Here is a 13,143-nt window from a genome sequence, read left to right as displayed (position 1 = left end):
AAATATGGAAATTGCTATTATAGCGCACGATGGAAAAAAAGCAGATATGGTTCAGTTTTTAAATAAAAACAAAACACTTCTTCTTCAGGAAAACATTAAACTAATTGCAACAGGAACAACAGGTAGTAAAGCAATAAACGCTGGTTTTAAAGTCAGAAAAATGCTTTCCGGACCCATGGGAGGTGATGCTCAAATTGCGGCAAGGGTGGCTGAAGGAAAAACGCAAATGGTTTTTTTCTTTAAAGATCCACTTGCGAGTCATGCTCATGAGGTTGATATCAATATGTTGATTCGTGTTTGTGATGTGCATAATGTTCCATTGGCAACAAATGAAGCTTCTGCACAGTTGTTGTTAAACGCTATCGCTTTGCAATTGTAGAAAAATCCTATTTTTTTGAGATATGGAAAACCGTTACATCTAATGTGACGGTTTTTTTTTGAGCTTACTATATTATATTTAGTTTTTAGCATTGCCTGACTTATTTTTTTTTGTGTTTTTAATTGTAAATGTCTCGTTGATGAATTTAATATTATAATTGTCTTTTTTTATGTAAATTTGGTAATAATTTTATTATAAATTCATGAAAAAGGTTATTGATATTGCAATTATCGCTCATGATAATAAAAAAGCAGATATGCTTCAGTTTTTAATTAGAAACAGAATCATTTTGCAGAAAGAAAGAGTGAAGCTTATAGCTACAGGTATATTGGGGAGGAATGCTGAGAATTCAGGCTTTAAAATAACTAAATTACTTCCTTGCTCAATGGGTGGAGATGCGCAGATAGCTTCGAGGGTAGCGGAGGGCAAAATTAAAATAGTTTTCTTTTTTAAAGATCCCTTGGCAAACCATGCTCATGAAGTAGATATCAATATGTTACTTCGGGTTTGTGATGTACATAATGTGCCGCTGGCAACAAATGAAGCAACGGCACAATTATTATTGGATGCTATTGCACTGCAATTATAGAAATCTCGACATTTACATTTTTTGGTAAACAGGCTACTTGCACTGTTTCACGTGCAGGAGCAGTTTTTTCGTCAAAATAAGAACCGTAAATGCTGTTTATTGCGGCAAAATTATTCATATCCATGATGAAAATAGTAGCCTTTACTACGTTTTCAAAAGTCATATTTGCAGCTTCTAAAATAGCGGCAATATTTTCCATTACCTGCGTTGTTTCATCATTGATGTTTTCTGTAATGATTTCTCCTGAAGTTGGGTTTATGGCAATCTGTCCGGAAGCATAAAGTGTATTTCCTGATAATACAGCTTGATTGTAAGGGCCTATTGGCGCTGGTGCTTTGTCTGTAAAGATGATTTTTTTCATGATGATCGTTTTTTTAAATGCTAAATTGAAGAATTGTGATTTAATTAGAGTGTATGAAATTAAGCTTAAATATTGGAACTTAATTTCATAATTACTAAAAGTATAGTAGGTTTAAAAAGGGATATTATCGATTTAAAGTACTTCGCTTATTCCATTTAATGTCACTAAGCATTCCTGATTTGATTCCGATAAAGAAATTCCAGTTTGAGTTAACTCCCAATGGGCTCCAGTTAAAAGCCATTCTCCAGCTTAATAAATCTCTTTCAAAGCGAAATTGAGTAAAAGTAACCCCCTTTTGTACTAAATCATAACCGGTTGAAATTCCACCTTTCCATTTAGGAGTAATGTCCATATTGGCTGATATCATAATCGAATTTCCTGTAATCTTGTTTTCCCTGTTTACATTCGAATAGGTTAACGAGTAAGCCATTGTCATATCCCACGGGATTTTAGAATTAAAGAATTCGGTTATAACATCTTTATCGTCGTCTTTTTCATTCGCAAACTGGCTGTTTCTGCTGTCGTTTAAATCCGTATTGGTTCCGAATAAATCATCTTTACGTCCACCATTCCGCTCGCTTTGTTTGTTCTCTTGTTCTTTTCCGGTTCCCTTATTGGAGAAGGAATAATTTAAAGTGACGTTCGCGCTTGTCATTCTAAACAAACTTCCACCATTGTCAATATTGTAAGTGTTAATTCTGGCCCCGCCATTGTCAATAGCATACGGATCTAGCGTAGCACCAAAATTGACGTTCATTTTATTGTCAAAAAGTTGCGTTCCACCACTCACAAGTACAGGTTGCCATGCTAAAGTTTCTTTTCCGTCAGCATTGAAATTATAACTTGTACTGAAGTTTAAATTGTTTAGCAGCATGATCTTTTTAGGTTCCGTTTTTGTGCTGTCCCTGTCTCTCACTTTGGCTTCAAAAGTATTGCTTAAAGCAAAAGATACAATGTTAGAATTGCTTTTACCCGGAGCTCCAAAAATACCGCCATCAAACCTTGAATAGGTAGAAATTCTTCCGGAAGCATCAACAGTATAGTTGTTGTAATACTGGTCAAAACTTGGTGTATAAGCGTAGGTAACGGTTGGGCGCATAACGTGACGAATCGATTGAATTCTCTTGTCGCTTCCAAAATTAAAGGTACCGTAAATTGTCGTTCCTAGGTTGGTACTGAAGTTATAGGTTCTGTAAGCATCAAACCCATTTATGGTATTGTCTACTACTTTACCTTGTTCAGGGTTGTAATTTTTGTCAATTGTTTTTGTAACCCATGTTTCCTGATAATTTGTTGATGCTCCTGCACTAAAATATTTAAATATTTTAAAATTTGTACTAATCGGAATACTGTGTTGCATTCCTATCTGAGCATCTCTGAACATTTGTGGTTTGAAAAACAATGAATCTGTTGTTTTGAAGTTGTTTTTCCCACTTAAGTTATACTGTAAGTTGATGTTTTTGATAAAACCTTTTTTAACGCCGTCTTTTCCAACAAAAGGATATACACGATCGACACTCGCTTGCAATGCCGGCAAAGTCATCAGGATTTCTTCTGTTTGTGTATTCTGTTGATGTGTTGCCGTTAGCGAGATACGCGCCTGTGGTATGGTATTGAAAGTTTTGTTATAAGAGATCGATGAACTTAAAGTATTGTTTAAGTTTGATCCTATGTTGGCCTGATTGATAGATCGCTTAAAGTATTTACTACTTCCCATATTTACAGAAGCAGAAAAACTTGAATTAGGATTCGATTTTGTGTCTTTTGCGTGTGACCACTGGATGTTATAAATGCTTTGTTTGCTATAGTCAGGATAACCACGCTCACTGTTAATCAAGTTCTCAAAACGAACGTTAAGATTTCCTCTGTACTTATATCTTGTTGCATAGGCTGATTCAAACCGCATCGCATAACTACCATTGGTATAGTAATCTCCCAAAACGGTTAAGTCGTAATTTTCGCTTAAAGCAAAATAGTATCCCATATTTTGCAACGAAAATCCTCTGGTGTTCGAGTCATTATAACTAGGGATGATGATACCTGAAATACTTTTTTCCTGGCTCATTGGGAAATAAGCAAAGGGTAAAGCAATAGGGGTCGGTACATCGGCAATAACCATATTGGTTAAGCCGGTAATTACTTTTTTGCCCGGAATAAATTTTACTTTGTTCGTCTGGAAATAATATTCGGGATCATCAATATCTTTTGAAGTTGTAAAACGGGCACCTTTTAAGAAATAAACTGAATCATTTTCTTTTTTGGTAACAGCAGCTTTGATTTTAAATTCACCTTGTTCGGTTCTTGAGTTATAAATTAAAGCTTTTTTTGTTTTAAAATTAAATCGGATAGAATCCGGCTGAACTTCGCTGGCTCCTTGTTTAAAATTTGGATATTGTATTAAAACTCCTGCAGAATCTTTGATGCGTCCGGCATAAACTTCGTCTTTTTCCAGGTTTAAAACAATGATTCCTGACTTTAGCTCGACATCTTTATAGTATAATTCAGCTTCGTTGTATAAAGTTAGCGTCCTGTTTTTCTTGTCATATTTCGCATAATCCTTAGCTTTATACTTGGTAACAGCATCTAAGAAATTCTTTTTGGCTTTGACAGTATCCAACTTTATGGTATCAACTACGGTAGCTGGCGCTTTATCTGTAGTGATAATTTTGGGTTTATCTGTTTGTTTTGCAGCCGGTAAGGACTTTTTTTTGTTTTTTATCTCTTGCGAATATAAATTACCACATCCTAATGTTAGGAAAAATGATAATAAAACGATATTAAATAAGTTTGTATGCAAAGGTTTAAATGCTATTTTTGTAAAATTATGGCTTGTTTTTTGACATGTCAAACTTACATATAATTTTTTGTCAAAAATAATCAATTGTAAAAATTATAGCAGTTACGTTTTATTAAAATTAACTTTTAGATTTATGAATATATTTAACAAAATTAAAGTAATATTTACTTTTTTTCTAATGATACTCTCTTTTTCTGCTTACAGCCAGTCAAATGTTTTTAAGGTAACACTTGATGCTGGGCATGGGGATCATGACTTTGGTGCTGTTTATAGCGGACGAATTGAAAAAAATATTGCTTTGGCTATTGTTTTAAAAGTTGGGAAGATTTTAGAAAGCAGTCCAAATGTTAATGTTATTTATACCCGTAAAACAGATGTTTTTATTGATTTAGTCGAAAGGGCCAATATTGCTAACAGAGCCAATTCAAATATTTTTGTGTCAATTCACTGTAACGCAAATAAAAATACGGCTGCTGATGGAACTGAAACGTATGTAATGGGTTTAAGTAAAGTAGCGTCAAATCTTGAAGCTGCGAAAAAAGAGAACTCGGTAATTACTTTAGAGAAAGATTATAAACGTAAATATGAGGGTTACGATCCTAATTCGCCGGAATCTATGATTGGAATGACTTTGATGCAGGAAGAATATTTGGATAATAGTATTTCATTGGCCAGTAAAATTGAGGATAATTTTGAAAAACTGGGAAAGAAAATAAGACAAGGCGGAGTAAAGCAAGCGCCATTTATGGTACTTCATAAAGCTTACATGCCAAGGGTTTTAGTAGAAACCGGATTTGTTTCTAATCCTACTGAGGGGAATGTTTTAAATTCAGAAGAAGGACAAAATGATGTCGCCAAAGCTATTGCAGAAGCAATTATAAGTTATAAGAAAGAATATTTTGGTTCAGGAGCTAATGAATCTATGGATGCAAGACCGGCAAGAGATACTTCTACTCCGGTAAAAACAAAGGTTGTTGAAACCGCAGCAGTTGCTAAGAATGCACCAAAGGGAATTTTCTTTAAAGTGCAGCTTATTGCCAGTATTAAAAAAACTCCGCTGGAGCCTAAAAACTTTAAAGGCTTAAAAAATGTAACGATGTTATATGAAAATAATATTTATAAATATTTCTATCAGGAAACTTCGGATTACGGAACAGCGAAAAAATATTTGGAAGAAGCTAAAGATAAAGGTTATGGGGCCGCTTTTTTAGTTGCCACTAAAGACGGAGAAAAAATCAATATTCAAGAGGCTATTAAATAATAGCCTTTTGTTCGAATATTTATATTAATTTTGTACAAACACTAAGAATTTTGAAACTAACTAGAGAAATTAAAACGGCTATTTTAGTCATCGCGTCAATTTTATTATTTATCTGGGGCTACAGCTTTTTAAAAGGCAAAGACCTTTTTACAAATTATAAAACATTGTATGTTGAGTATAATAATGTAGAAGATTTGTCAGCTTCAGCACCTGTTACCATAAATGGCCTTGCAATAGGTAAGGTAAGTAAAATTACAATTAATGAAGTAACCGGTAAATTATTGGTTGAACTTCAGTTGAAAACTGATTTTCCAATTTCCAAAACAAGTAGAGCTGCTTTATATTCTCCAAGCTTAATTGGAGGAAAACAAATTAAGATTTTGCCTAATCTGGCAGATAAAGATCCGGCTGTTGACGGACAAACACTTGAATCTACTATTGAATTGGGATTAACGGAATCTTTAGGAGGTAAAATTGAACCTATCCAGCAAAAATTGGATTTAATGCTTCTTAATATAAATACCCTGGTTTCCGGATTAAATAATGTTTTGGATAAAAAAGGGCAGGAAGATCTAAAAAAATCACTTGGTGAATTGAGTCAGACTATGGAGCAATTTCACAGAGCTTCCGGAACTCTGAATTCTATTTTAGATACTAATAAAGGTCAGATTAACGGAGTGGTGACCAACTTTAATAAAATGTCAAGCAACTTCAATAAAATATCGGATTCTTTAAGCAAAGCTGATTTAGGAAAAACAGTTCGAAACCTGAACCAGACTTTAGCTAAAGTAGACGGTATTATGAGTAACCTGAACTCAGGAAAAGGAACAGCAGGTAAATTATTAAATGATGATGCTTTGTATAATAATCTGGCTAAAACCTCAAAAGAGTTAGAGCTGTTATTGCAAGATGTTCGTTTGTACCCAACACGTTACGTAAATGTTTCTCTTTTTGGAAAGAAAAACAAACCGTATGTAGCTCCTGCAGAAGATGCGAATTCAACCGATAAAAAATAATAAGGAATGGGATATTTAGATAATATTTTATTTGCTATACTATTAATAGCTGGTTTTGGCTTTTTTGCTTCAAGTGTAAAAAAAATTATCAGAAACATCAAATTAGGAGTTGATGTAGATCGAAAAGATAATCCAAAGGCACGTTGGGCAAATATGGCATTGATTGCTCTTGGGCAGTCAAAAATGGTGAAACGGCCTGTTGCCGGAGTATTGCATATAGTGGTTTATCTAGGTTTTGTGATTATTAATATCGAATTACTTGAAATCATCATCGATGGTTTAGTTGGTACACATAGAGTTTTTGCGCCTTATTTAGGAGTGGTCTATGATGTTTTAATTGGCGCATTCGAAATATTGGCATTTTTGGTTCTCGTTGCAGTTATTGTATTCTGGATCAGAAGAAATATAATCAGATTAAAACGTTTTATAAATCCGGATTTAAATGGATTTCCTAGAAGTGATGCAAATTATATTTTGTATTTCGAAACCGTTTTAATGATTTTGTTTTTGTTAATGAATGCTGCTGATTTGCACTTACAAAATGTTCCCGGAGGATTTTCTCATTTTCATAAAGCAGGAAGTTTTCCAATAAGTCAGTTTATTGCACCAATATTTAACGGTTTATCAAACGAATTGGTTGGATTATTATTTGAAGTTTTCTGGTGGTTGCATATTGCGGGTATTTTAGTTTTTATGAACTATTTATATTTCTCTAAACATCTACACATTCTTTTGGCTTTTCCGAATACCTATTTTGCAAACCTGAAACCAGAAGGTCAATTTGATAATTTAGCATCAGTTACAAAAGAGGTAAAGTTAATGATGGATCCTAATGCAGATCCGTTTGCGGCTGCTCCGGTAGATGAAAATGCTGCTCCTGCTAAATTTGGTGCGAGTGATGTTCAGGATTTAAACTGGGTTCAGTTATTAAATGCTTATACGTGTACAGAATGTGGGCGTTGTACATCTTCATGTCCGGCGAATCAAACGGGTAAAAAATTGTCTCCTCGTAAGATTATGATGGATACAAGAGATCGTCTGCAGGAAGTTGGAAAAAATATTGATGCAAATAAAGGTGTTTTTGTTCCGGATAATAAAACCTTATTAAACGATTATATTACTCCGGAAGAATTATGGGCTTGTACATCATGTAACGCTTGTGTTGAAGAATGTCCGGTAAATATTAGTCCGTTGTCTATTATTATGGATATGCGTCGTTATTTGGTCATGGAACAAAGTGCTGCTCCTATGTCATTGAATGCCATGATGACCAATATCGAAAACAACGGTGCGCCCTGGCAATACAATCAACAAGATAGGTTGAATTGGAAAAACGAAAACTAATATCGTTTAATTGGTTATTTGTTTAACCGTTTAATCAATTGATAAAAAAAAATAAAATTCGGTTTTAAATTAGTGGTAATATTTAGGTGTTTCGATACCTATAAACCAAATTAACAGTAACCGATTGAACAATAAATAGGGTTTAACTGGTTATTTGTTTAACCGTTCATCTGATTAGATAAAACAATAAATTTCGGTTGTTAAAGATAAAGGGTTGTTCAAGAGAGCGATTAACCAAATTAACAATTAATCGATTTAACAATAAAAAGAGATGTCAGAAAGTTTAGTAGTACCAACAATGGCAGAAATGCTGGCCGAAGGAAAACAACCAGAAGTTTTGTTTTGGGTAGGTTGTGCGGGAAGTTTTGATGATAGAGCAAAAAAAATAACAAAAGCATTTGTACGAATTTTAAATCGTACCAATGTTTCTTTTGCGGTTCTTGGTACGGAAGAAAGTTGTACCGGAGATCCTGCAAAACGTGCCGGAAATGAGTTTCTGTTTCAAATGCAGGCCATGATGAATATCGAGGTTTTGAATGCTTATGAAGCTAAAAAAATTGTTACAGCTTGTCCGCATTGTTTTAATACTTTAAAAAATGAGTATCCTGAATTAGGAGGTCAGTATGATGTAGTTCATCATACTGAATTTTTGAAATCATTAATTGATGATGGAAGACTAACGGTTGAAGGTGGTCAGTTTAAAGGTAAACGTATTACTTTTCATGATCCTTGTTATTTAGGCAGGGCGAATAAAATTTATGAAGCACCAAGAGATTTAATTGAGAAACTTGATGTTGAATTAGTCGAAATGAAACGCTCAAAAGCAAATGGATTATGTTGTGGAGCGGGAGGAGCGCAAATGTTTAAAGATGCTGAACCGGGAAATAAAGAAGTAAATGTGGAACGTACAGAAGATGCGTTGGCAGTTCAGCCGGATATCATTGCAGCGGGTTGTCCGTTCTGTAATACGATGTTAACCGACGGTATTAAACATCAGGAAAAAGAAGGACAAGTAAAAGTAATGGACATTGCAGAGTTAATTGCAAATGCACAAGATCTTTAATAAAGGTTCAAAGTGGCAAAGGATCAGAGGGGCAAAGGTTGCAACCTGAAACCTGAAACCTGAAACAAAAAAAACAAAAAAACAAAAAAGTAAAATGTATATACCTTTTGAAAATTTACCTGGTGAATCTAAAATCTGGATTTATCAATCGAACAGAAAGTTTTCTGAGGAAGAATTTTCTGAAATAGAAACTGATCTGAAAGCTTTTGTTGAAGGTTGGGCGGCACACGGAACAAGTTTAGAAGCTTCGTATGAATTAAAATACAACCGATTTATTATTTTGGCTGTAAATCAGGATGTACAGGCAGCGACGGGATGTTCTATCGATAGTTCGGTAGAGTTTATCCAGAGTTTAGAGAAAAGGTACAATGTTGATTTATTGGATAAAATGAACGTGACTTTTAAACTTGGTGAACACATCGCGCATAAACCATTAATTGATTTTAAGAAAATGGTTAAAGATAAATCAGTATCTGAGAATACGATTGTTTTTAATAATTTAGTTAATAATATTGAGGAATACAAGGAATCCTGGGAAGTCCCTGCTGCCGATAGCTGGCATAGCAGATTTTTCTAAGAAAAATTTATATTATATTTGAAAAGGCATGAAATTTAGATTTTGTGCCTTTTTTTGTTGGTTAAATTGTTTCTGGTTTCAGATTTCAAGTTTCAGGTTTTTGCCAAAGTTTGTCATTTCGAGTAACGAGGAATCTCCGTTGTAAGATCGGCATAGATTGACTCTCATTGCGGAGTTTCTTGCGAAGATTGCTTTGCCAGTTCGCTATCACTCGTGTCCTCGGTCCTCTGAGTGACAAGATGATGCAAATCAATTAAGATCACCACAAACCTAACAGGTTTTAAAACCTGTCGGGTTTAGCTCAGTAATTCTTGTAAAAGCAAAAGCCTCTAATCTTGCCCCGATGGGAGTGATATCCTTTTTCCGGCTTCTTTAGACGGAAAAAGATATAGCGGACAGCGGGAGAAGTGGTTCTTTTAAAAATGAATCTTCTGCTTCTGATAAAAAGATGAGTCTAAACTACATTATGTTTAGTCTCTACGAGACAATTATTATCGGAGCGCTATATTTTTTCTACCGACATTTAACCTCTACGAGGTATACTTTAATTAATATCATTTTCTAAAAAAAATAAAATGCAAGAACTTTACTCCGTTAGGAGTTATATGTTGGTAGAAAAAATAAGATACACCACAAGCTTGTCCCGTAGGGGACTACATAGGATTTATTGAACAATTTAATGTGGTTGCTTCGTTCTCATAATGACATCTTCATTGTAAGCTTGTTAGCACAAACCTTTTCAAAAGTTTTAATTTTTTTTACAAGTTAAATCACCACAAACCCTACAGGTTTTTAAAACCTGTAGGGTTTAGCTCAGTAATTCTTATAAAAACAAAGGCCTCTAATCTAGCCCCGATGGGAGTGATATCCTTTTTCCGGCTTCTTTAGACGGAAAAAGATATAACGGACAGCGGGAGAAGTGGTTCTTTTGAAAATGAATCTTCTGCTCACTAAAAAAAAACAGGAGTTATTGGTGGTGAAATATGAATTGCGGAATTTTTGAATATAAAAACTTTTAATCTACTCAGAATGACATATCGAATAGTCGTGTGATCTAACAATCTAATAATCTGATAAATCCAATCTTCACAAAAATCTAACGATCTAAATCTTCAATTAAAAGCTATTTTTGAGTACTTTCGTAGTATTAAATTTAATACATGAAAATAGCTATAGTTTGTTATCCGACATTTGGTGGTAGTGGTGTAGTTGCTACAGAACTAGGCCTTGAATTAGCCAGACGCGGACACGAAATCCATTTTATTACTTATAGTCAGCCCGTTAGGTTGGCACTTTTGAATCCTAATGTTCATTATCACGAAGTAAACGTTCCTGAATATCCTCTTTTTCATTATCAGCCTTATGAACTGGCTTTGTCAAGCAAATTGGTTGATATGGTAAAATTATATAAAATAGAAGTGCTTCATGTGCATTATGCTATTCCCCATGCTTATGCGGGTTATATGGCGAAACAAATGTTAAAGAATGAAGGAATTAATCTTCCGATGATTACAACGCTTCACGGAACTGATATTACATTGGTAGGAAATCACCCATTTTATAAACCTGCTGTGACTTTTAGTATCAATAAATCAGATTATGTGACTTCGGTTTCTCAGAGTTTGAAAGACGATACGTTGAAGTTGTTCAAAATCAAGAATAAAATACGTGTAATTCCGAATTTTATTGAGTTGGATAAAGTTAAGAAGGATCCACAAGCACCTTGTCATCGTTATGTTATGGCAAAAGAAAACGAACGAATCATAACACATATTAGTAACTTTAGAAAGGTAAAGCGTATTCCGGATATTATTAAGATTTTCTATAATATTCAGAAACAAATACCGGCTAAATTGATGATGGTGGGTGATGGTCCTGAAAAAGAAAAAGCAGAAGCCTTATGTATGGAATTGGGTATTTATGAGAAGGTAATTTTCTTTGGAAACAGTAACGAGATCGATAAGATTTTATGCATGACTGATTTGTTCCTGCTTCCGTCAGAAACTGAAAGTTTTGGATTGGCAGCTTTAGAAGCAATGGCTTGCGGAGTTCCAGTGATTTCAAGTAATTCAGGAGGTTTGCCAGAGGTTAATTTTGATGGTTTCTCGGGGTATTTAAGTAACGTTGGTAATGTTGATGAAATGGCTGCAAATGCCATTAAAATCCTGAAGGACGATGCTGTTCTGAATCAATTTAAAGAGAATGCCTTAGAAGTGGCTAAAAAATTCGATATCAGGAATATATTGCCTAAGTATGAAGCTTTGTATCAAAGGGCTATTGACGATTATAAACATGAGAAGCACTAAGCTTAAAAAAAATAGCTCAAATGAAAAAAGTAATTTCGGTTTTAGTAGTTTTTGCACTCGTTTCCTGTGGAGCAAAAAAAACATCAGATGCTGGTTCTAAAGTTTTGTATGAAGTTTTAACGGAACAATCTGACGGAGGTGGAAATATTAAATTTTTTGAAATTTTGACAGAACCTAATGAAATCAAAATGTTAGAAAATGATCCGCTTTTGAAAGATAAAATGAAGCACGATGATATCAGCAATTCGAATTACGTTATTCTGAATATGGGAGAAAAGAATACAGGTGGCTATTCTATAGGAGTTGAAAAAGTAGAAGAGACGGATAAGAATATTATTATTACAGTAAGAGAGAATAATCCTGCCCCGGATGTTATGGTAATGCAGGTAATTACATATCCTTATACGGTGGTAAAAGTACATTCGAAAAAGGAAATTATTATTAAATAAGCTTTTTAGTTGCGCGGAGTTGAATCAGGCTGAATGTTGAATTTAACTGCAAAGCACGCAGGTTTTTTTTATATAAAACAGGTACGGAAAACGCAAAGTTCGCAAAGTTAGGCATTACAAAGCTTTGCGAACTTTGCGTTTCTTATACCGGGATGTATAAAAAACCTTGCGTGCTTTGCGGTTAAAAATGATTCGTAATGTAATAATAAAAAATCCTGTCGCTTTTCAACGACAGGATTTCTTTTACAATTATTTTTTACTTTTATTTAGAATCTAAATTTAACTCCTAAACCTACATCGAATCCAAAATTGTCATCGTCATAATATCCGGAACCAATTTCAGGTCTTGCATCTAATGAAAGCGTAATAGGTGCTCCGCTAAATCTATATTCTATACCGATGTCTCCAGCAGCAAATACATATGTTCCGCTGTCGTTATATTTAAAATTGTTGTTGTAGTAATCGTGATCCCAAGCAGCTATACCACCACCAACACCAGCATACCAGTTAAAACCTTTATCGATGTTCCAAACCCATTGATAAAGTGCGACACCTTTAATAGCGTCTACATCACTGCTGTTTCTCCAGCCTAAATCAAATTCCAGTCTGTTTTTTTGGTTTAATCCTAATTGATATGAAACTTCACCTCCAAAACCGTTATTGTCCCCTAAACGTATTCCTAAAGCGTGTTTTGAAATTTCTTGTGATTGAGCCGTAAAAGCTAATCCTAATAGCATAATGGCAGATAAAATGATTCTTTTCATAAAAATGGTTATTAATTTTTTTCAAATGTACTGTTACGTATAATTTTCAAACGTATATTATTTTTGAAAATTGTTATATAATTCACATTTCAAAATCGGGCCAATTTTTATTTAAATTAAATTTTCAATGACAATGCGGGCTTAGCAATGTTACACTATTATTTTTTAAGGATAATGGAAGAGATTAATTGTGAGCTTAATATGTCTTCCATTTCAAAAAGATTTTCTTCCTCGGTG

The 13,143-nt window shown here is 34.1% G+C and carries 12 protein-coding genes; 9 read left to right on the top strand and 3 right to left on the bottom strand.

The window, feature by feature from the left end; all coding sequences use genetic code 11:
* Positions 1-4 precede the first annotated feature (4 nt).
* Entirely contained in the window at positions 5-379 is a 375-nt protein-coding gene (locus ACQY44_RS00060) for a methylglyoxal synthase (RefSeq protein WP_428228387.1), read from the top strand.
* A 214-nt stretch (positions 380-593) separates the two neighbouring features.
* A complete protein-coding gene (locus tag ACQY44_RS00055; RefSeq protein WP_428228783.1) occupies positions 594-968 on the top strand; it encodes a methylglyoxal synthase in 375 nt (124 codons plus the stop codon).
* On the opposite strand, the gene ACQY44_RS00050 is transcribed toward ACQY44_RS00055, so the two are convergent.
* A complete protein-coding gene (locus ACQY44_RS00050; protein WP_428228386.1) occupies positions 949-1,329 on the bottom strand; it encodes a RidA family protein in 381 nt (126 codons plus the stop codon). The two genes, ACQY44_RS00055 and ACQY44_RS00050, sit on opposite strands and share 20 nt — an antisense overlap.
* 124 nt (positions 1,330-1,453) lie before the next feature.
* On the bottom strand, positions 1,454-4,177 hold the full coding sequence (locus ACQY44_RS00045) for a putative LPS assembly protein LptD (RefSeq protein ID WP_428228385.1): 2,724 nt from the start codon (positions 4,175-4,177) through the stop codon (positions 1,454-1,456).
* An 82-nt stretch (positions 4,178-4,259) separates the two neighbouring features.
* Between ACQY44_RS00045 and ACQY44_RS00040 the strand changes: the two genes are divergently transcribed.
* From ACQY44_RS00040 to ACQY44_RS00010, 7 genes are all read left to right on the top strand, one after another.
* Complete coding sequence (locus ACQY44_RS00040) at positions 4,260-5,387, top strand: N-acetylmuramoyl-L-alanine amidase family protein (protein WP_428228384.1); 1,128 nt, start codon at positions 4,260-4,262, stop codon at positions 5,385-5,387.
* A 50-nt stretch (positions 5,388-5,437) separates the two neighbouring features.
* A complete protein-coding gene (locus ACQY44_RS00035) occupies positions 5,438-6,403 on the top strand; it encodes an MlaD family protein (protein WP_428228383.1) in 966 nt (321 codons plus the stop codon).
* A gap of 6 nt (positions 6,404-6,409) precedes the next feature.
* Positions 6,410-7,747, top strand: a complete 1,338-nt coding sequence (locus tag ACQY44_RS00030) for a 4Fe-4S dicluster domain-containing protein (RefSeq protein ID WP_428228382.1) — start codon at positions 6,410-6,412, stop codon at positions 7,745-7,747.
* A gap of 271 nt (positions 7,748-8,018) precedes the next feature.
* Positions 8,019-8,810: a (Fe-S)-binding protein gene (locus ACQY44_RS00025; RefSeq protein ID WP_428228381.1), complete on the top strand. Its 792-nt coding sequence runs from the start codon at positions 8,019-8,021 to the stop codon at positions 8,808-8,810.
* A gap of 94 nt (positions 8,811-8,904) precedes the next feature.
* Positions 8,905-9,387 (top strand): ABC transporter ATPase, encoded by a 483-nt coding sequence (locus ACQY44_RS00020; protein WP_428228380.1) that lies wholly within the window; start codon positions 8,905-8,907, stop codon positions 9,385-9,387.
* 1,160 nt (positions 9,388-10,547) lie between these two features.
* Positions 10,548-11,693, top strand: a complete 1,146-nt coding sequence (gene bshA / locus ACQY44_RS00015; protein WP_428228379.1) for an N-acetyl-alpha-D-glucosaminyl L-malate synthase BshA — start codon at positions 10,548-10,550, stop codon at positions 11,691-11,693.
* 20 nt (positions 11,694-11,713) lie between these two features.
* Positions 11,714-12,142 carry a protease complex subunit PrcB family protein gene (locus ACQY44_RS00010; protein ID WP_428228378.1) on the top strand — a complete coding sequence of 143 codons (429 nt, stop codon included), beginning with the start codon at positions 11,714-11,716 and terminating at the stop codon, positions 12,140-12,142.
* A 266-nt stretch (positions 12,143-12,408) separates the two neighbouring features.
* Here the strand turns inward: ACQY44_RS00010 and ACQY44_RS00005 are convergent, their stop codons facing one another.
* On the bottom strand, positions 12,409-12,906 hold the full coding sequence (locus ACQY44_RS00005) for a hypothetical protein (protein WP_428228377.1): 498 nt from the start codon (positions 12,904-12,906) through the stop codon (positions 12,409-12,411).
* Positions 12,907-13,143 lie beyond the last annotated feature (237 nt).

Origin of the sequence: Flavobacterium sp., from assembly GCF_965277525.1 — a bacterium.
Classification (GTDB): Bacteria; Bacteroidota; Bacteroidia; order Flavobacteriales; family Flavobacteriaceae; genus Flavobacterium.
The sequence above is the reverse complement of the archived record's forward strand: the minus strand, read 5'-3'. Positions and strand labels throughout refer to the sequence as shown.

Excerpts from the sequence above, each read along its gene's own strand:
- ACQY44_RS00025 (WP_428228381.1), top strand. The coding sequence starts at position 8,019 with ATGTCAGAAAGTTTAGTAGTACCAACAATGGCAGAAATGCTGGCCGAA.
- bshA (WP_428228379.1), top strand. The coding sequence starts at position 10,548 with ATGAAAATAGCTATAGTTTGTTATCCGACATTTGGTGGTAGTGGTGTA.
- ACQY44_RS00060 (WP_428228387.1), top strand. The coding sequence starts at position 5 with ATGGAAATTGCTATTATAGCGCACGATGGAAAAAAAGCAGATATGGTT.
- ACQY44_RS00030 (WP_428228382.1), top strand. The coding sequence starts at position 6,410 with ATGGGATATTTAGATAATATTTTATTTGCTATACTATTAATAGCTGGT.
- ACQY44_RS00040 (WP_428228384.1), top strand. The coding sequence starts at position 4,260 with ATGAATATATTTAACAAAATTAAAGTAATATTTACTTTTTTTCTAATG.
- ACQY44_RS00005 (WP_428228377.1), bottom strand. The coding sequence starts at position 12,906 with ATGAAAAGAATCATTTTATCTGCCATTATGCTATTAGGATTAGCTTTT.
- ACQY44_RS00010 (WP_428228378.1), top strand. The coding sequence starts at position 11,714 with ATGAAAAAAGTAATTTCGGTTTTAGTAGTTTTTGCACTCGTTTCCTGT.
- ACQY44_RS00020 (WP_428228380.1), top strand. The coding sequence starts at position 8,905 with ATGTATATACCTTTTGAAAATTTACCTGGTGAATCTAAAATCTGGATT.
- ACQY44_RS00050 (WP_428228386.1), bottom strand. The coding sequence starts at position 1,329 with ATGAAAAAAATCATCTTTACAGACAAAGCACCAGCGCCAATAGGCCCT.